We start from the raw sequence: 17452 nt of genomic DNA on the forward strand, positions 1-17452 counted from the left end.
GAAGCACGATGCTTTTCGGCCGCTTCCTGCCTCCAGTCAGCCCGCATCTGCATGGCGAACGCATCTACATGCGGCCGCCCGAGATCAACGATTACGAAGCCTGGGCCACGCTGCGTGCGATCAGCCGCGAGCATCTGCAGCCCTGGGAGCCGACCTGGGCGGAAGACTCCCTCACGCGCGAAGGCTTTCGCCGTCGGCTCGCCTGGTTCGAGCGCCTGCGCCGGCAGGAGCATGGCGAGGCCTATTTCATCTACCTGCGCCGCAATGACGGCCTGATCGGCGGCATCACGCTGTCGAACATCCGCCGCGGCGCTTCGCAATGCGGCGAGCTGGGCTACTGGATCGGCAAGCCGCATGTGGGGCAAGGACATATGACCGAGGCGCTGCGCACCATGGCGGCGCATTGCTTCGAGCTACTGAAGCTGCATCGTCTGGAAGCCGCCTGTTTGCCGGAAAATACGCCGAGCCGGCGTCTGCTGGCGCATGCCGGGTTTCGCAGTGAAGGCGTGTTGCGGGAATACCTGAAAATCGATGGCGTGTGGCGCGATCACCAGCTCTATGCGCGGCTGGCTACCGATCCGGAGACGGCAGTATCAGGCGTGGCCTGACACGCTGGCCAGTTTGGCCACGTCGATGCCGATCTTGCGCACCGCGCGATCCCACAGCGTTTCCAGTTCCGGGTGGAAGATCAGGTCGAAATCGGCCGGCGCCGCCAGCCAGGCATTTTCCTGGATTTCGTTATCGAGCTGTCCTGCACCCCAGCCGGCATAACCGAGCGCGAACAGACTGTGCTGCGGACCGGTGCCGCTGGCGATGGCGCGCAGCACATCCAGCGTCGCGGTCAGGCCGATGCCGATCGACTCATCGATCTTCACGCTGCCCTGCTTCATGTAGTCGGTTGAATGCAGCACGAAGCCGCGTCCGGTTTCGACCGGGCCGCCCAGCCGCACGATGATCTCGTTGTCCGTTGATGGCTCGATGCCGAGCTGGGTCAGCAGATTGGGGAAGGTGAGGCCGGGATAGGGCTTGTTGATCACCAGACCCATCGCGCCTTCGGCATTGTGCGAGCACATATAAATGACCGTGCGCGCAAAACGCGGGTCGCCCATGGTCGGCATCGCGATCAGCAATTGCCGTTCCAGATAGCCCGAGATCGCCTTGGCTTCGCTGCTGTCCGTCATGTGACACGCTCCGGTTTCACCTGAATGTTACCCCAGCCGGTCGGCTTGTCCATACGGCCAGCCTGACAGACCTCTTGCAATTGGCAGGCCAAAAGACAGACTCGGGATATGAAATCCTTGATCTGCCGCGCCATTCGCGCCGTAGCCCCGACGGCTGCCGCTTTTCTTGTCATTTGGCCATTCCTGGCGTCAGCGCAAGGGGTGCAATTGCCCCATGTTCCGGTGCGTCTGGCTTTTGTGCAGGGCAATGGCGATGAGGTCGGCCTGTCGATCCGACTCGCGGCGGGCTGGAAATTCTACTGGCGCACGCCGGGCGAAGGCGGCGTGCCTGCGCAGTTCGACTGGTCGATGTCGCAGAACCTCGCACGCGCCGATGTGCAGTGGCCGGCCCCGCAGCGCATCCCACTCGGCAAGAGCGACATCTATGGCTACACCGATGACGTCGTGCTGCCGATCCAGATCGAGCGCAGCGATGCCGCGCAACCGGTGAAGCTGCACCTCAGCCTGGAATACGGCGTGTGCAAGGAGATCTGCATCCTGCGTACCGATCGTCTGGAACATACGCCAGGCAAGCTGATGGCCGAAGACTTGGCGGCACTGATCAAATGGAAGCGCCGTGTGCCGGTGGCCGCCGCCGCTGCCGATCTGCGCCTGCAGTTCCTGAAGCAGAAGCCCGACCATCTGGTGGTCGCCCTGCGCAGCGCCACGCCCCTGCGCAACCCCGACCTGTTCGTGGAGGGTACACCGGACAGCTGGTATGGACGGCCACAGGTGGCCCTGATGAATGATGGCCGCGAGGTGCGGTTTGAAATTCCGGCGACCCTGCCGCCGGGTGCGCTGGGCCGGCCATTGCGGCTGACGCTGGTGGAGTCATCCCTGTCCGCCGAACTGGTGGTCCAGCCTTGAGAGGTATCAAGGGCCGGTGAACAGGCTGGCCGGGCCTTGTATCTGACGCCGGGCCGGCTCATTTTACCCCGGCCGTTCCAGACGGCGCAGATCGGCCAAAAGATTCAAACCAAGACGAGGAAATCATGACCATCAAGGTTGGCGACCGTATCCCCGATGCCACGCTCTATGTGATGGGCGAGCAGGGTCCGCAGGCGGTGAAGCCCGCAGAATTCTTCAAGGGCAAGAAGGTGGCGTTGTTCGCTCTGCCGGGCGCTTTCACCCCGACCTGCTCGGCCAAGCATCTGCCGGGCTTCATCGAGAAGTATGACGACCTGAAGAAGAAGGGCGTGGACACCATCGCCTGCCTCTCGGTCAACGACGCCTTCGTGATGGGCGCCTGGGGCAAGGCCCAGAATGCCGGCGACAAGGTTGTGCTGCTGGCCGATGGCGCCGGCGAGCTGACCAAGGCGATCGGCATGGAATTCGACCTCACCGCCCGCGGCATGGGCGTGCGGTCGCAGCGCTATTCGATGCTGGTGGATGATGGCGTCGTGAAGCAACTGAACCTAGAAAAGCCCGGCGCCTTCGAAGTGTCGGATGCCAATACCCTGTTCGGCCAGATTTAAAGCCCGCAGGCAGACGACCAAAGCCGGTCCGGGTTTACCGGGCCGGCTTTTTCTTTTTCGGCGGCTTGATGCTGTCGCCGGCGATGGCCGTGGCGGCGTCGCGCGCCAGGACGTCGACGCGCTCATTCTCGACATGGCCGTCATGGCCACGCACCCAGTGCCAGCTCACCGTATGAGGCAGCACGGCTTCCTCGAAGCGCTGCCACAGGTCGACATTCTTCACCGGCTTGCGGTCGGCGGTTTTCCAGCCGCGCGCCTTCCAGGAGCGCAGCCAGCCGGTGGCGCCGTCGATGACATAGCGGCTGTCGGAATAGAGCGACACGATGCAGGGCTTTTTGAGCGCTTCCAGCGCCATGATCGCCGCCAGCAGCTCCATCCGGTTGTTGGTGGTGGCCGGATCGCCGCCGCTCATTTCCTTCTCGGTCTCGCCATAGCGCAGCAGCGCGGCCCAGCCGCCCGGACCCGGATTGCCGAGGCAGGCGCCGTCGGTGAAGATTTCAACGCTCTGTGGCGCGTCAGGCATCGTCAGCGTTCAATGCCATAGGCGGAAGCGCCCAGCACCTGGCGGTGGAATTTCAGCTTCTTCCAGTATTCCAGCGGATCCTTCGGCTTCACCAATGCGCCCGGCACCTGGTTGAGCCAGTCATAGAGCCGGGTCAGCAGGAAGCGCAGCGCCGAGCCACGCGCGAACAGTGGCAGGGTGTGCACTTCGCCATCGGTCAGTAGCCGCACACTCTCATAGCCGTTGATCAACGCTTTTGCCTTGGTGACGTTGAAGGCGCTATCGGCCTCGAAGCACCAGGCATTCAGGCAGATGGCGAGGTCATAGGCAAAATAGTCGTTACAGGCGAAATAGAAGTCGATCAGACCGCTGAAATTCTCACCGACGAAGAACACATTGTCGGGGAAGAGATCGGCATGGATCACGCCATGCGGCAGCGGCCGGTCGCCGGCGCGGCCGGGCGTCTCGGGCCATGCGGCCTTCAGGGTGTCGTATTCACGCGCCAGTTCACGGCCCAGGCCGGCCAGCACGGTATCGGCGTTGCCTTCGCAGTCGGCCACCAGCTTGGCCCAGCCGTCGACGCTGAGCGCGTTGGGCCGGTTCATCGGGAAGTCCTGGCCAGCCACATGCATGCGGGCCATGGCCGCGCCCAGTTCCTGACAATGACGCGCAGTCGGCTTCCTGGGCCAGACGCCGTTGAGGAAGCTGATGATGGCGCAGGGGCGGCCGGCCACTTCGTTCAACGTATTGCCGTCGCGATCATGCAGCGCGGTCGGGCAGGCGAGACCTTTACCGGCCAGATGGTTCATCAGGCCGAGAAAATAGGGCAGGTCGTCGCGTTTCACCCGGCGCTCGTACAGCGTCAGGATATAGCTGCCGGTTTCGGTGCCGAGTAGGTAGTTGGAATTCTCCACGCCCTCGGCGATGCCCTTGACCGACAGTGCGCAGCCGATGTCATAGCGCTTCAGCAGCGCATTGAGCTGGTCTTCGTCGATTTCGGTGTAGACGGCCATGGGTGCGGACGATCAGGCGGCAGAGGCGTCAAGCGCAGCGGGCAGCTTGAACTGCACGGCCTCGGTGGCGGTCTCGATCTCGCGAACAGTGACGGTGTACCGCTCGCGGAAGGCGGCGATCACTTCCTCGACCAGCACTTCCGGCGCGCTGGCGCCGGCCGTGATGCCTACGGATTTTATATCCTTGAGCGACGCCCAGTCGATATCGACGGCACGCTGCACCAGCAGGGCAATGCGACAGCCCTCACGCTTGGCCACTTCGACCAGTCGTAGCGAGTTGGATGAATTCGGCGCACCGATCACCAGCACCGCTTCGCTGTGGGCCGCAATCGCCTTCACCGCGACCTGACGATTGGTGGTGGCGTAGCAGATGTCTTCCTTCTTCGGCCCTTCGATCCGGGCGAAGCGCTGCTTCAGCGCCGCGATGATGTCGGCGGTATCGTCCACCGACAACGTGGTCTGGGTGATATAGGCCAGCGGTTCGCCGTCCTTCACCTGCAGCGTGGCGACATCGGCGATGGTTTCGATCAACAGCACGGCATCGGGCGGCAGCTGGCCCATGGTGCCGATCACCTCGGGGTGGCCGGCATGCCCGATCAGGATGATGCGACGGCCTTCCCGATGATGGCGTTCAGCCTCGCGATGCACCTTGCTGACCAGCGGGCAGGTGGCGTCCAGATAGGACAGCTTGCGGGCCTGGGCATCGGCGGGAACGGATTTCGGCACGCCATGGGCAGAGAAGACGACATGGGCGCCGGCCGGCACTTCATCCAGTTCGTCGACGAAGATGGCGCCCTTGGCGGCCAGGCTGTCGACCACGAAGCGGTTATGCACGATCTCGTGGCGCACATAGACCGGTGCGCCGAACTGCTCCAGGGCACGCTCGACGATCTGGATGGCCCGGTCGACGCCGGCGCAGAAGCCGCGCGGCGCTGCCAGGACAAGGGCGATCGAAGGACGGTCAGGGTTCATCGGTTCAAGGGTCTGGGGTCGTTAATCAGTCCGGTCAGATCGCCGGGGTGGATCATTGGGCCGGATCAACGGGTTGCGGGCCTGTCGCTTGTCTCCCGGGGGCTGCTCTTCTATACAGGGAAGCCCCGGGAAATCTGCCCGGCAAGCTAATACACTCGTCGCGTGAAGGAAAGGCCGCCATGACCCGGATGGCCGTTCCGCAGCGCTCTCCCGGATGGTAACGGCTCGTCATGACCCTGCGCTTTTCCCGTTCTTCGCTGGTTGCTGTTGTGGCTGTCGGCCTGAGCGTTGTTCTGGCCGGCTGCTCGAACAAGGCGCCGAACCTGCCGCCTTGCCCGAAGGTCGGCATCCTGGGTGATGCCTTCAAGGCCACGCAGTATCGCGATGGCCCGGGCCGCGATCTCACCGATGTCGCCTATGACGTGCAGCTTCTCGACTACAATGGCGGCTGCAAATACGACGACCCCAAGAACATCAAGGCCGTGACGATCAGCTTTGCGCTGCAGGTGGCCGCCACCCGTGGCCCGGCCGCCAGCGGGGCTGAAGCCCAGGTGCCGTATTTCGTCGCCATCGTCGACAGTGACAAGAACGTGCTGACGCGCGAACGCTTCGTCGCCCGTGTGCCCTTCAAGGAAGGCCAGCGTCGCGTCGTGGTGGCCGAAGACCTGGAACAGACCATTCCGCTGGCCGGCCGCCGGACCACCCAGGTGGAAATCCTGGTCGGCCTGGAATTGCCGCGCGACCAGCTTGAGCGTAACCGCCAGCAACGCGGCTTCTGATGCGTAAACTGCCGATGTTCGCTTTCCCCGGAGTCGTGCTGACGCCGGAGGAATGTGACCGCATTATCGCCCTGGCAGAAGCCACCACCCTGCGGGACGGAACCGTGGGTGACGAGGTCACCATCAATGTGAAGGCACGCAATTCCGCGGTTACGTTCGTGCCGCAGAAAGAGGGTGCCTGGATATACGACAAGGTTGTCGGGCTGTCGCTGCAGTCCAATCGCGAACTCTGGAATTTCCAGCTCGATGGCGCGGAACCGATGCAGATCGCCCGGTATGAGACCGGACAGCATTATGTCGGGCATGTTGATATCGGCCTGGAAGAACCCTTCTCGCTGCGCAAGCTGAGCGTGGTGATCCAGCTTTCAGACCCTGCCGATTACGACGGTGGTGAGCTGGCGCTGTATAGCGGCGGCGAAAAGGTCGAAAACGCCCCACGTGAACGCGGGGCCATGACTGTATTTCCCAGCTACACCCTCCATCAGGTCAAGCCGGTTACGCGTGGACGCCGGTATTCGCTGGCACATTGGATCATTGGCTGCGAACCTTTCCGCTGAACGGATTCCCGTGTCTTGCCTGTTTTCCCGATAGAAAAACTTAAACATCCCCTGCCGGGCCTGACAGTTGCGGCCACCGTGGCGCTCGCGGTCGGTTTCATTTCCGACCACTACGGCGGCCCACCCTTCCTGCTTGCCCTGTTGCTGGGCATGGCCTTCAATTTCCTGAGTGCCGATCCGCGCGTACGGCCCGGCATCGATCTGGCCGCGCGCAGCGTGCTGCGCATCGGCGTGGCCCTGCTTGGCATCCGCATCACGGTTGAGCGCATCGCCGATCTCGGCCCGGTGCCGGTGCTGCTGGCCGTTTGCGGTGTGGTGGTTGCCATCAGCAGCGGCCTGCTGCTGGCCAGATTCGCCGGCCGTAGCAGTTCCGAAGGTCTGTTGTCAGGTGGTGCCGTGGGTATCTGCGGCGCATCGGCGGCGATGGCGATTTCTGCCGCCCTGCCGCGCTCGCCGCAATCCGAACGCCTGACCTTGCTTACCGTGATCGGCGTAACCGCGCTGTCGACGCTGGCCATGGTGATCTATCCGCTGCTGGCGAAAACCATCGGTCTGTCGGAAACCGCGTCCGGCGTGCTGTTCGGCGCCACGATTCATGACGTCGCACAGGTGCTGGGCGCAGGCCTCACTGTCTCGCCGCAGGCCGGCGATGTCGCCACCTTCGTCAAACTGGTGCGCGTCGCCTGCCTGTTGCCGGTCGTCGTCGGCATCGGCCTGATCTATCGCAAGACGGGCGAAGTCGGCATGAAGCAGACGCAGCCGCTGCTGCCGCATTTCCTGATCGGGTTTGTCGCACTGGTGGTGCTGGGCAGCATCGTGACCCTGCCGCCGGTGCTGGTGGAGGGCGTGTCAGATGTCTCGCGCTGGTGCCTGCTGGTCGCCATTGCGGCGCTTGGCGTGAAGACCTCGTTTGCCGAACTCTTCGCGCTGGGCTGGAAACCGCTCGCCCTTATCCTGGCCGAGACGGTGATCCTGCTCGCCTTCGTGCTGATCGGCCTACTGCTTTTCCTCTAACTCTTCCGACCAGACTTCGGCCCAGTCCTGCAGGGCGAGCAGCGTCGGCATCAGCCGGCGGGCCGTCATGGTGAGCGCATAGCCGCTGCCGTCATGGTCCAGCAATCGGGCCGCCCGCAGGTCTTTCAGCCGCTGTTGCAGCACGCTGGGCGAAACCTCGCCACAGGCCGTCTGGAGCGCTCGGAAGGTCAGGGCGCTCTCACGCAGCTCCCACAGGATACGCAGGCTCCAGCGCCGCCCCAGCAGGTCCAGAGCGGCCATGACCGGCCGGCCGGACCGGGAACCGCGCACGGGCTGGCGAGGCAGGGGCGTCGTCATGGCATTTCTCCGCGGTTTTCGCTCTTGTGCTACGAAAACAGTAGCATTAGGTTGCGCTACGAATTCTGTAGCACAGCAGGAGGTTTCCGTCATGGCCCGTCTCGATCCCATCCAGCAGCCCTATTCCGCCGAGGCCGCCGCAGCACTGGCGCAGATGCCGGCTGATATCGCGCTATTTCGCACCGTTGCGCATAACCCGCGCGTCCTGACGCGCTGGGCCGGCGGCGGCCTGCTTGATCGCGGCTCGATCAGCTTGCGCCAGCGCGAGCTGGTGATCCTGCGCACCACGGCGCGGCTGAAGGCGGAATACGAATGGAGTGTGCATGTCGGCTTCTTCGCCGCCAAGGCGAAGTTCAGCGAGGCGGAAATCCGCGCCACCCTGCATGGCGATGCATCCGCCTGGAATGACGGGGAAGCAGTGCTGGTCCGGATCGCCGATGCGCTGGTCGATACCGGCACGGTGGACGATGCGCTGTGGCAGGCGGCATCCGCGCATTATAAAGCCGACCAGCTGATCGAGATCATCGCGCTGGTCGGCTTCTATCATCTGGTGTCGTTCACCGTGAACGCCACCGGTGTCACGCTTGAGCCAGGCTCGCCGCGCTTTCCTGTTCAATAAGCCAGCGCGCAGCCGTCCTTGCGCGGATCGGAGCCGGCCTGCAGCACGCCGTTGACGCGGTCGATCAGGATGGCCTGACCGCCGCCATGCGGCATCTCGGACTGCTTGATCTCATGGCCGAGGCTGGACAGGCCCAGCAGCACATCCTCGCGGATGCCGCGTTCGGCCTCGAACTTGCCGGCGACATGGAAGCCGCGCGCGCAGTCGATGGCTTCCTGCACGTTCATGCCGAAGTCGACCATGTTGGTCAGCACATGACTCTGGCCGACCGGCTGAAAGCCGCCGCCCATCACGCCGAAGCTGAGCCAGGGTTTGCCGTCCTTCAGCGCCATCGCCGGAATGATGGTGTGCAGCGGTCGCTTCAGCGGCTCGACGCAGTTCAGATGGCCGGGCTGCACCTTGAAGCCGCAGCCGCGGTTCTGCAGCAGCACGCCAGTCTTGGGGCTGCTTAAGCCCGTACCGTAGGGCCAGAACAGCGAGTTGATGAAGGAGCAGGCATTGCCTTCGGCATCCACCACGGTGAGATAGACCGTGTCGCGATAGGCCTGGCCGCCGACGGGCCCTGGCGCCGGCATCGCCTTCTTCAGATCAATGCGGCTGCGCAGTTCGTCGGCGAATGCCATCGACAGCAGTTTTTCGACTGGCACATCGCCGAAAGCCGGATCGGCCACGTAAAGGTCGCGCGCCTGGAAGGCGAGGCGCGTGGCTTCCGCTTCGATATGGAAGCGCTCGACGCCGACCGGATCGTATTTGCCCAGGTCGAAGCCGCTCAGGATGTTCAGCATCAGCAGCGTGATGATGCCAACGCCGTTCGGCGGAATCTCCAGAATCTCGACGCCCTTGTAGGCGGTCGCGATCGGATCGACCCAGTAGGCTTCCTGGGTGGCGAAGTCTTCCAGCGTATGGGTAGCGCCGACGCTCTGCAGATACTGCACGATGTCTTCGGCGACCCAGCCGGTATAGAAGCCATCGCGACCGTTCTTGGCGATCTCACGGAACACCTTGGCATGCTCGGGCTGGCGGAAGGTCTCGCCGGCCTTGGGCGGCAGGCCATCCTTCAGCCACATGCGTGCGGTGTTGGGATCGGCCTTCAGTTTGGCCTCGTTGCGATGCCAGTCGGTGCTGACGCGCTCGGTGACGGCGAAGCCCTTCTCGGCCAGATCGATGGCCGGCTGCAGCAGCTCGGCCAACGGCAGCTTGCCGAACCGCGTGTTCAGCTTGCTCCAGGCATCGACGGCGCCGGGAATGGTCACCGCATGCGGCGAGGTCAGGCCGATTTCCTTGATGTCCTGCTTGAGCAGGTAATCGGCGCTCAGACCCTTGGGCGCGCGGCCCGATCCGTTGAGGCCGTAGACCTTGCCGCCCTTGGTGGTGTCGGTGCCGGCCGGTGCATAGAGCACGAAGTTGTCGCCACCGATGCCGGTAGAACCGGGCTCGACCACGCATTGCACGGCGCAGGCGGCAATCGCGGCGTCGGTGGCGTTGCCGCCGCGGCGCAGGATCTCGATGGCGGTGAGCGTAGCAAGGCTGTGCGATGTGGCGGCGGCGGCGTGGCGGCCCATGGCCACCGAACGGCCGGGCAGATGCAGGTCACGCATGTGGTCTGAACTCCGGTGCAGGACGAGCCGCGAGCCTACACCAGACTATTCAGCATGCGACAGTGTTTGTCAGTTTTCATCCCGGCGCGCGCGCTGCTTTGCGAAAGAGTCCGTGGCTTTTGCTTCTTCGCGTTCGCGAGTGCGCAATTGGTACAATTGGTCCCGCCCGGCATGATACTGCGGCGGCCAGTAAATGCCGCGCCAGTCGTAATCGGCTGCAGCATGCAAGGTGAAGTAGGGGTCGGCCAGATGCGGCCGCGCCAGTGCGCAGAGATCAGCACGGCCCGAGGCCACGATGGTGTTGACCTGATCGGCCGATGTAATCGCACCGACAGCAATGGTGGCGATGCCGGCTTCCTGCCGGATGGCATCGGCGAAGGGAGTCTGGAACATCCGGCCGTATTGTGGCCGGGCCTCGTTCGAAGTCTGGCCAGCCGAGACATCGACCAGGTCGCAGCCGTGCTGCTTCAGCATTTTCGCGATGGCAACGGAGTCCTCCACGTCGAGGCCGCGGTCGGGCACCCAGTCGACGGCCGACAACCGCACCGACATCGGTTTCTCTTTGGGCCAGACCGCCCGCATGGCGTCGAAAACCTCCAGCGGGAATCGCATGCGGTTTTCCAGGCTGCCGCCGTACTCGTCATTGCGAGTGTTGCTCAGGGGCGAGATGAAGCTGGAGAGGAGATAGCCATGCGCCATGTGCAGTTCGATCATGTCGAAGCCGGCGCTGCCAGCCAGTTTCGTCGCCGCCACGAAATCGTCGCGCACGGCATCCATGTCGGCCCGCGTCATCGGCCGCGGCACCCGGCTGTTTGGCAGATAGGGAATGGCCGAGGCCGCCACGATCTCCCAGGCTTCGGCTTCCGGCAGCGGCTGGTCATAGCCGCCGGCCCAGGGCAGGCAGGTTGCGCCTTTGCGGCCGGCATGGGCGAGCTGCACGCCGATCTTGGCCCGGCTATTGCCGTGCACGAAATCGGTGATGCGACGCCAGGCTTTTGCTTGTGTTTCATTCCACAGGCCGGTGCAGCCCGGCGTGATGCGCGCGGTCTCGGCGATGTCGGTCATCTCGGTGATGATCAACCCGGCGCCGCCGATGGCGCGGCTGCCCAGATGCACCAGCGTCCAGTCGTCGGGGATGCCATCTTTCACTGAGTACTGGCACATCGGCGAGACGACGACGCGATTCTCCACTGTCATGTCACGCAGGCGGAATGGCAAGAACATCGGCGGCGGCACATGGCCGCTCTTGGGTAGCGCGAAGCCCTGTTCACGTGCGGTCTTCTCGGCGAACCAGCGGTCGACCTGGGCGATCAATGCCGGATCGCGCAGTTTCAGATTTTCGTAGGTGATCCGCTTGGAGCGGGACAGCAGGCTGAGCGCCAGCTGGATCGGCTCGAAGGACGCGTAGCGATCTGTATGCTCAAACCATTCCAGTGATACCTGCGCGGCATGCTGCAGAATCGAGACTTCCGCCTGTCGCGCCTCTTCGAAGGCCTTCAGGGCATCCTGCACCGTGGCATGGCCGGCATTCAGCGTGCGGCTGAGCGCGATGGCGTCTTCCATGGCCAGCTTGGTGCCCGAGCCGATGGAGAAATGTGCGGTATGCACTGCATCACCGATCAGCACGACATTGTCATGTACCCAGCGGCGGCATTTGACGGTCGGGAAGTTGCGCCAGATCGAACGGTTGCTCAGCAACTTGTGGCCGTTCAGGTGCTTGGCGAACAGCGTCTCGCAATAGGCGATGGTGTCGGCTTCGCTGGCCTTGTCGAGACCGGCGCGCGCCCAGGCTTCTTCCGTGGTTTCGACGATGAAGGTTGAGAGGCCGTCCTCGAAGCGATAGGCATGCACCTGGAACATGCCATGTTCGTTGGCTTCAAAGATGAACGTGAAGGTATCCAGCGGCAGTGTCGTGCCGAGCCAGACGAATTTGTTGGGGCGCCAGTCCAGACTGGGCTGGAAGGTATCTTTCCAGTGTTCGCGCACCTGGCTGTTGATGCCATCCGCGCCGACCAGCAGGTCACAGTCGCGGCGCAATGCCTCGAAGTCCTGCTGCTCGGCGCCGAAATGCAAGCTGACGCCAACCTCGGTGCAGCGTTGCTGCAGGATTTGCAGCAGCACCTTGCGGGCGAGGCCGCAGAAGCCGTGGCCGCCGGAGCGGATGCGGTCGCCGCCGGCGATCACGTCAATTTCATGCCAGTAGGCAAAATGATTGCGGATCGCCTGATGGGTACCGGCATCCTCGGCCAGGAACTGGTTCAGGGTTTCGTCGGAGAAAACGACTCCGAAGCCGAAGGTGTCGTCGGGTTGGTTACGCTCGTAAACGGCAATGTGATGGCCGGGGTCGGCCTTTTTCATCAGCAGGGCCAGATACAGGCCGGCCGGGCCGGCTCCGACAATGGTCACGCGCATGCTGTTCCCCGAACTCTGGCTAGGTCCTTATGTCGGACCGGCGTGCGATTTATTTTATATCTAAAATAAATTCGGGCAAGTCACTGAATTGGTCCCAATGGCTCCGTCGGCGGATTAGCGGACCCGTGCCTTCAGCGCGCCCTGTGCGCTGTCATCCCGAAGGCTGCCAGGGCGATGCCGAAGCAGATATGTCCCAGACCGGCTGCCAAAACCGGCAGGCGACCGAGATAGCCGTAACGGGCCAACTCGGTGGTCGCCAGCGCCAGTACGGCAAGCAGCAGCCAGCGGGCCGGGGCCGGGCGGTGGCGCAGGCCCACCAGCACAGCCAGCAGGAGTATACCGAGCAGGATCAGGGGCAGCGGCAGGGCGCCGATCGGCAGCCGGTCGGCGGCCACGCCCATCAGCACCGCCAGCGCGATGCCGCTGTATAGCAGGAGGCGCGGACTGCCCGAGGGTACGATCAGGCTGAAGAGGGCACCGAAGGCCAGACCGGTCAGCCCTAGCGTAAAGGCGAGGTAGCGGATGTCGGATTCCAGTCCGGCCAGGCCGGGCCAGCCGACAAGGGCGGCAAATTCGGCAACCGCCAGCGCCACATGCAGAACGATACCGGTGCCCCAGAACAGGGCGGCGGGCAGGGGACTGCGCATGATCAGGATCAGGCCTGCGACACCGCCGAGCAGGTAGATAACTTGAGCGATCAAGGCGATGTCAGGCATCGCGGCACTATGGCGGCGGCGGTGGCGGCTCGCAAGCGGCCCCGCCCTGCCGGCGACATGTCGCAACGGCGGGAATCGGGCTGTAAACCATTCGGAAAATGCGATGTTTGCAGGGTTGACGCCTGCCGGGGGCGGGGCTATAACGCCCGCCTTGAATTTCGCCGCAAGGCTGTAACAACTATCGGAAAATCGCAAGCTATGGCTCAGCACAAGTCCGCGGAGAAGCGCGCCCGCCAGACCAAGAAGCGCACCGCCGTCAATCGCGCGCGTCGCAGCAAGGTCCGTACCGCCGTCAAGCAGCTGGAGACAGCAATCGCTGCCGGCGACAAGAAGGCTGCGGCCGACGCGCTGAAGCAGGCGCAGCCTGCTCTCGACAAGAGCGTCACCACCGGCGTGGTCGCCAAGCGCACCGCCTCGCGCAAGCTGTCGCGTCTGAACGCCCGCGTCAAAGCTATGGCTTGATTCCTGCCGCGCGCTTCACGCGCGCGTCATGGTCTCGCAGTGATCGAAACATCGCCCGTCTGCTCTGCAGCGGGCGATGTTTTTTTATGCGACTGCGAAGGTCTTGAGCGTGCAACTGCCGCGTTCACAGACGTTTTACACCCCGGGGATTAGTCAGGGCATTAGTCCGTGCGCTATAGCTGTTCGCTATGCGCCCAAGCGCGGATTGCAATGACAAGTTCTAATTCTGCCACAGGGAAAATTTTTTTCGGGGAGTCTTCATCTGTCCGCTTGCGTGGCCCCTGCGATTTCACTTTAATGCCCCGGCTGACGCGCACAGACGGGGTTCTGCAACACCTCTCAAGGGCGCAAGAAAAGCGCTCCACCGATGGTGGGAAGTTCTTCTGATACGCGCCGGCACGCGTGACGAAAATACAGTTTTAAAACAACAAACGTGGCGCGAGGTTTGGGGATGTTGGCTTCGGTGAAGGCGGGGGATGATGACTATGCAGGCGATGTCTCGACGACCGAAACCTGGAACCAGCTCGCTAGCGACCCGAACGCTCAGCTGATCGACGTAAGAACCCAACCGGAATGGAGCTTCGTCGGCGCGCCGGATCTCGGCAAGCTGTCCAAGCGTCCTGTCCTCGTATCCTGGCAGATGTATCCTGAGATGAGTGTTAATCCGCGTTTTGCCGATGAACTGCGCGCCCAGGGCATCAAGCCGGGCCAGCCGCTGTATTTCATCTGCCGTTCGGGTGCCCGTTCGCGCGCCGCCGCCAAGGCGATGACGGCCGCCGGTTTTGCGCCCTGCTTTAATGTCGCCGGCGGTTTCGAAGGCGATCTTGATACTGAAAAACATCGTGGACGATTGAGTGGCTGGAAGGCTGCCGGTCTCGCCTGGATCCAGAGCTGAGGTCGGTCATGGTCAAGTCGTCGCATCCGCAGCCGCAATCTGCCTCCATGCCGGACCTCTCCGAGGGCCCGCGCCAGTCCGTCACCGGTGAACCGCTCGACGTCCAGTGGCAGCGCGTGCGCGCCCGTCTGCGCGTCTCGTTCGGCGATGCCGCCTTCAATTCCTGGCTGAAGCCGCTGGCGCTGGCCGAGGAAGGTCTGGCCAAGGACGGCGACGTCCATCTGGCCGTGCCGACCCGTTTCATGCGCGACTGGGTCGCCAATCATTACAGCGAGCGTCTGCGCGAAATCTGGCGGCTGGAAAATGCCGAGATCCGTCGCGTGATCATCCATGTGCGCCCGACCGGCGCCAGCCAGGCGCCGCAGACCAAGGCGGCCGTCGCCGGCAACCCGATCATCGAGACCGTCGCGCCCGTCGCCGGCCGTCCGGCTCCGGTCAAGCCCGCCATGGCTGGCCTGCCGACCCTGCAGGTCCGCGACATGGACGATATCGAGCGCGAGCTGTCCGCGCCGCTCGATCCGCGTTTCACCTTCGAGAGCTTCATCACCGGCAAGTCCAACGAGCTGGCGCGTGCCGCTGCCCTGCGCGTGGCCGAAAGCCCGACGGTGACCTACAACCCGCTGTTCCTCTATGGCGGCGTGGGCCTGGGCAAGACCCATCTGATGCATGCCATTGGCTGGCATATCCGCCAGCGCTTCCCCGAGCGCCGCGTGGTGTATCTCTCGGCCGAGAAGTTCATGTACCAGTTCATCCGGGCCTTGCGTTTCAAGGACACGATGGCCTTCAAGGAGCAGTTCCGCTCGGTCGACGTGCTGATGATCGATGACATCCAGTTCATCGCCGGCAAGGAAAGCACCCAGGAAGAGTTCTTCCACACCTTCAACGCGCTCTGCGACCAGAACCGCCAGATCATCGTCTCGGGCGACCGCTCGCCGTCGGATCTGGAAGGCATCGAGGAGCGCATGCGCTCGCGCCTAGGCTGGGGCCTGGTCGCCGACATCCATCCGACCGATTTCGAGCTGCGTCTGTCGATCCTGCAGGCGAAGGCCGAGAAGAACGGCCTGACCAACATCCCGCAGGACGTGCTGGAATTCCTCGCCCGTCGCATCACGTCGAATGTGCGTGAGCTGGAAGGCGCGCTGAACCGCATCTCGGCCTATGCCAGCCTCGTCGGCAAGCCGGTGACCGTCACCTCGGCCCAGGAAGTGCTGCAGGACCTGCTGCGCGCCAACGACCGCAAGGTGACGATCGAGGAAATCCAGAAGCGCGTGGCCGAGCATTACTCGATCCGCTTCGCTGACATGCATTCGCCGCGTCGTGCGCGCGCCGTTGCGCGTCCGCGTCAGGTGGCAATGTATCTGGCCAAGCAGCTCACCTCGCGTTCACTGCCCGAAATCGGGCGCAAATTCGGCGGCCGCGACCACACCACGGTGATGCACGCCGTGCGCAAGATCGAGGAGCTGCGCGAGATCGATGCCGCCTTCGCGGAAGATATCGATTTGCTGCGCCGCAAACTCGAAAGCTGATTTTTCAACTTTATCTAGGAAAATCAGATAGTTGAATGTGTTTAGGGGCTGCCGGAAGGCGGCCCCTTCGCATATGCAAAAACGGGTCAAAACGGGGGCAAATCCCTCGCGTGTAAGTAAGCCCTTTGATATACTTAACAGACTCGGCAGGAGGCTGCCGCAAAGCAACAAAAACAGACCGGTTTTCAGCTATGAAACTCACTATCGAGCGTGCCGTCCTGCTGACCGCCCTCAGCCACGTCCAGAGCGTGGTCGAGCGCCGCAACACGATCCCGATCCTGTCGAACGTGCTGCTGGAAGCCGAAGGCGACAAGCTCGCGCTCACCGCCACCGACCTGGATATCGCCGTGGTCGAGAAGCTGCCAGCGAAAGTTTCGAAGCCCGGTGCCACCACGGTGGCCGCGCATACCTTCTACGACATTGTGCGCAAGCTGCCTGAAGGCGCCGAGGTCGAATTGACCTTCACGGCATCCGAGCAGCGCCTCGATCTACGCGCCGGCCGGTCGAGCTTCAAGCTCAGTTGCCTGCCGAAGGAAGACTTCCCGGTGATGGCCGCCGGCGAACTGCCGCATGGCTTCAGCCTGCCGGCCGACCAACTGCGCCGCCTGATCGACAAGACGCGCTTTGCGATCTCGACCGAAGAGACCCGCTATTACCTCAACGGCATCTACGTCCATGCCGCCAGCAGCGCCGGCGTGCCGATGCTGCGTGCAGTCGCCACCGACGGCCATCGTCTGGCCCGCGTCGAAGCGCCGCTGCCTGCCGGCGCCGCCGGCATGCCGGGCGTGATCGTGCCGCGCAAGACCGTGGGCGAGCTGCGCAAGCTGTTGGAAGGTGGCTCGAACGAAGCCCGCATCGAACTCAGCGACACCAAAATCCGCTTCGCCATTGGCGACCTGGTACTGGTGTCCAAGCTAATCGATGGCGCCTTCCCCGAGTATGAGCGCGTGATTCCGCGTGACAACGACAAGGTGATGGAAGTCGACAGCAAGGCCTTCGCTGCCGCCGTCGACCGCGTTGCCACCATCTCCACCGAGAAGAGCCGCGCGATCAAGATGTCGCTGAAGCCCGATGGCATCGAGCTGTCGGCCACCAGCCCCGACCAGGGTTCGGCCTCCGAGCAGCTGACGGCCGCCTATAGCGCCGCGCCGGTCGAGGTTGGTTACAATTCCCGCTATCTGCTCGACATCGCCGGGCAGATCGAAGGCGAGAATGTACGGTTCCTGCTGGCTGATGCGCTGGCGCCCACCGTTGTCCGCGATCCGAGCGACGACGATGCGCTCTATGTGCTGATGCCGATGCGAGTCTGATTTTGGTGCGCAGCGCGGTACGGGTTGCGGAAGGGTCTTACGAAGGCGAGGCAGCAGGCGGTAG

General features: G+C 63.5%; 19 protein-coding genes. 11 read left to right on the forward strand and 8 right to left on the reverse strand.

The annotated features are described in order from the left end of the window. Positions 1 to 8: 8 nt before the first annotated feature. Positions 9 to 608: a GNAT family N-acetyltransferase gene (locus tag AC1RRE_RS06965; RefSeq protein WP_492980387.1), complete on the forward strand. Its 600-nt coding sequence runs from the start codon at positions 9 to 11 to the stop codon at positions 606 to 608. Here the strand turns inward: AC1RRE_RS06965 and AC1RRE_RS06970 are convergent. Then, entirely contained in the window at positions 594 to 1181 is a 588-nt protein-coding gene (locus AC1RRE_RS06970; RefSeq protein WP_492980388.1) for a YqgE/AlgH family protein, read from the reverse strand. The genes AC1RRE_RS06965 and AC1RRE_RS06970 overlap by 15 nt on opposite strands. A gap of 207 nt (positions 1182 to 1388) precedes the next feature. On the opposite strand from AC1RRE_RS06970, the gene AC1RRE_RS06975 reads away from it, so the two are divergent. Then, positions 1389 to 2087 carry a protein-disulfide reductase DsbD domain-containing protein gene (locus AC1RRE_RS06975; protein ID WP_492980389.1) on the forward strand — a complete coding sequence of 233 codons (699 nt, stop codon included), beginning with the start codon at positions 1389 to 1391 and terminating at the stop codon, positions 2085 to 2087. A 125-nt stretch (positions 2088 to 2212) separates the two neighbouring features. After that, complete coding sequence (locus AC1RRE_RS06980) at positions 2213 to 2695, forward strand: peroxiredoxin (RefSeq protein WP_492980390.1); 483 nt, start codon at positions 2213 to 2215, stop codon at positions 2693 to 2695. Positions 2696 to 2729: 34 nt separating this feature from the next. On the opposite strand, the gene rnhA is transcribed toward AC1RRE_RS06980, so the two are convergent. Genes rnhA through ispH form a run of 3 tightly spaced genes read right to left on the reverse strand, consistent with a single transcriptional unit; the run spans position 2730 to position 5182 of the window. Next, positions 2730 to 3218, reverse strand: a complete 489-nt coding sequence (gene rnhA / locus AC1RRE_RS06985) for a ribonuclease HI (protein WP_492980391.1) — start codon at positions 3216 to 3218, stop codon at positions 2730 to 2732. A gap of 2 nt (positions 3219 to 3220) precedes the next feature. Then, on the reverse strand, positions 3221 to 4210 hold the full coding sequence (locus AC1RRE_RS06990; RefSeq protein ID WP_492980392.1) for a homoserine kinase: 990 nt from the start codon (positions 4208 to 4210) through the stop codon (positions 3221 to 3223). A gap of 12 nt (positions 4211 to 4222) precedes the next feature. Further along, positions 4223 to 5182, reverse strand: a complete 960-nt coding sequence (ispH, locus tag AC1RRE_RS06995) for a 4-hydroxy-3-methylbut-2-enyl diphosphate reductase (RefSeq protein WP_492980393.1) — start codon at positions 5180 to 5182, stop codon at positions 4223 to 4225. Between the two features lie 230 nt (positions 5183 to 5412). Between ispH and AC1RRE_RS07000 the strand changes: the two genes are divergently transcribed. Genes AC1RRE_RS07000 through AC1RRE_RS07010 form a run of 3 tightly spaced genes read left to right on the forward strand, consistent with a single transcriptional unit; the run spans position 5413 to position 7532 of the window. Beyond that, on the forward strand, positions 5413 to 5961 hold the full coding sequence (locus AC1RRE_RS07000) for a hypothetical protein (protein WP_492980395.1): 549 nt from the start codon (positions 5413 to 5415) through the stop codon (positions 5959 to 5961). After that, entirely contained in the window at positions 5961 to 6518 is a 558-nt protein-coding gene (locus tag AC1RRE_RS07005) for a 2OG-Fe(II) oxygenase (RefSeq protein ID WP_492980396.1), read from the forward strand. Before AC1RRE_RS07000 ends, AC1RRE_RS07005 begins: the two co-directional genes overlap by 1 nt. Positions 6519 to 6533: 15 nt before the next feature. Further along, positions 6534 to 7532, forward strand: a complete 999-nt coding sequence (locus tag AC1RRE_RS07010; protein WP_492980397.1) for a YeiH family protein — start codon at positions 6534 to 6536, stop codon at positions 7530 to 7532. On the opposite strand, the gene AC1RRE_RS07015 is transcribed toward AC1RRE_RS07010, so the two are convergent. Then, entirely contained in the window at positions 7515 to 7850 is a 336-nt protein-coding gene (locus AC1RRE_RS07015; protein ID WP_492980398.1) for a winged helix-turn-helix transcriptional regulator, read from the reverse strand. The genes AC1RRE_RS07010 and AC1RRE_RS07015 overlap by 18 nt on opposite strands. A gap of 91 nt (positions 7851 to 7941) precedes the next feature. Here AC1RRE_RS07015 and AC1RRE_RS07020 point away from each other — a divergent pair, with 91 nt between their 5' ends. Beyond that, entirely contained in the window at positions 7942 to 8469 is a 528-nt protein-coding gene (locus AC1RRE_RS07020; protein ID WP_492980399.1) for a carboxymuconolactone decarboxylase family protein, read from the forward strand. On the opposite strand, the gene ggt is transcribed toward AC1RRE_RS07020, so the two are convergent. From ggt to AC1RRE_RS07035, 3 genes are all read right to left on the reverse strand, one after another. Further along, a complete protein-coding gene (gene ggt, locus AC1RRE_RS07025; protein WP_492980400.1) occupies positions 8463 to 10067 on the reverse strand; it encodes a gamma-glutamyltransferase in 1605 nt (534 codons plus the stop codon). The genes AC1RRE_RS07020 and ggt overlap by 7 nt on opposite strands. A gap of 69 nt (positions 10068 to 10136) precedes the next feature. Continuing rightward, complete coding sequence (locus AC1RRE_RS07030; protein WP_492980401.1) at positions 10137 to 12479, reverse strand: bifunctional salicylyl-CoA 5-hydroxylase/oxidoreductase; 2343 nt, start codon at positions 12477 to 12479, stop codon at positions 10137 to 10139. 131 nt (positions 12480 to 12610) lie between these two features. Then, entirely contained in the window at positions 12611 to 13195 is a 585-nt protein-coding gene (locus tag AC1RRE_RS07035) for a hypothetical protein (RefSeq protein WP_492980402.1), read from the reverse strand. A 198-nt stretch (positions 13196 to 13393) separates the two neighbouring features. Here AC1RRE_RS07035 and rpsT point away from each other — a divergent pair, with 198 nt between their 5' ends. The 4 genes from rpsT to dnaN all read left to right on the forward strand — a co-directional run bounded on the left by rpsT (position 13394) and on the right by dnaN (position 17388). Continuing rightward, positions 13394 to 13657: a 30S ribosomal protein S20 gene (gene rpsT / locus AC1RRE_RS07040; RefSeq protein ID WP_492980403.1), complete on the forward strand. Its 264-nt coding sequence runs from the start codon at positions 13394 to 13396 to the stop codon at positions 13655 to 13657. 451 nt (positions 13658 to 14108) lie between these two features. Then, on the forward strand, positions 14109 to 14552 hold the full coding sequence (locus AC1RRE_RS07045; protein WP_492980404.1) for a rhodanese-like domain-containing protein: 444 nt from the start codon (positions 14109 to 14111) through the stop codon (positions 14550 to 14552). Positions 14553 to 14599: 47 nt separating this feature from the next. Further along, positions 14600 to 16078, forward strand: coding sequence for a chromosomal replication initiator protein DnaA (dnaA, locus tag AC1RRE_RS07050; protein ID WP_492981335.1), 1479 nt, complete (start codon positions 14600 to 14602; stop codon positions 16076 to 16078). 191 nt (positions 16079 to 16269) lie between these two features. Further along, positions 16270 to 17388: a DNA polymerase III subunit beta gene (gene dnaN, locus AC1RRE_RS07055; protein WP_492980405.1), complete on the forward strand. Its 1119-nt coding sequence runs from the start codon at positions 16270 to 16272 to the stop codon at positions 17386 to 17388. Positions 17389 to 17452 lie beyond the last annotated feature (64 nt).

The organism is Ferrovibrio sp. GW821-FHT12D07, from assembly GCF_058807275.1.

Coding starts and splice junctions, on each gene's coding strand:
- AC1RRE_RS06970 (WP_492980388.1), bottom strand. CDS start 1,181: ATGACGGACAGCAGCGAAGCCAAGGCGATCTCGGGCTATCTGGAACGG.
- AC1RRE_RS07015 (WP_492980398.1), bottom strand. CDS start 7,850: ATGACGACGCCCCTGCCTCGCCAGCCCGTGCGCGGTTCCCGGTCCGGC.
- AC1RRE_RS06965 (WP_492980387.1), top strand. CDS start 9: ATGCTTTTCGGCCGCTTCCTGCCTCCAGTCAGCCCGCATCTGCATGGC.
- AC1RRE_RS07020 (WP_492980399.1), top strand. CDS start 7,942: ATGGCCCGTCTCGATCCCATCCAGCAGCCCTATTCCGCCGAGGCCGCC.
- AC1RRE_RS07000 (WP_492980395.1), top strand. CDS start 5,413: ATGACCCTGCGCTTTTCCCGTTCTTCGCTGGTTGCTGTTGTGGCTGTC.
- ispH (WP_492980393.1), bottom strand. CDS start 5,182: ATGAACCCTGACCGTCCTTCGATCGCCCTTGTCCTGGCAGCGCCGCGC.
- AC1RRE_RS06990 (WP_492980392.1), bottom strand. CDS start 4,210: ATGGCCGTCTACACCGAAATCGACGAAGACCAGCTCAATGCGCTGCTG.
- AC1RRE_RS07030 (WP_492980401.1), bottom strand. CDS start 12,479: ATGCGCGTGACCATTGTCGGAGCCGGCCCGGCCGGCCTGTATCTGGCC.
- ggt (WP_492980400.1), bottom strand. CDS start 10,067: ATGCGTGACCTGCATCTGCCCGGCCGTTCGGTGGCCATGGGCCGCCAC.
- AC1RRE_RS07005 (WP_492980396.1), top strand. CDS start 5,961: ATGCGTAAACTGCCGATGTTCGCTTTCCCCGGAGTCGTGCTGACGCCG.
- dnaA (WP_492981335.1), top strand. CDS start 14,600: ATGCCGGACCTCTCCGAGGGCCCGCGCCAGTCCGTCACCGGTGAACCG.
- dnaN (WP_492980405.1), top strand. CDS start 16,270: ATGAAACTCACTATCGAGCGTGCCGTCCTGCTGACCGCCCTCAGCCAC.
- AC1RRE_RS07035 (WP_492980402.1), bottom strand. CDS start 13,195: ATGCCTGACATCGCCTTGATCGCTCAAGTTATCTACCTGCTCGGCGGT.
- AC1RRE_RS07045 (WP_492980404.1), top strand. CDS start 14,109: ATGTTGGCTTCGGTGAAGGCGGGGGATGATGACTATGCAGGCGATGTC.
- AC1RRE_RS06980 (WP_492980390.1), top strand. CDS start 2,213: ATGACCATCAAGGTTGGCGACCGTATCCCCGATGCCACGCTCTATGTG.
- rnhA (WP_492980391.1), bottom strand. CDS start 3,218: ATGCCTGACGCGCCACAGAGCGTTGAAATCTTCACCGACGGCGCCTGC.
- rpsT (WP_492980403.1), top strand. CDS start 13,394: ATGGCTCAGCACAAGTCCGCGGAGAAGCGCGCCCGCCAGACCAAGAAG.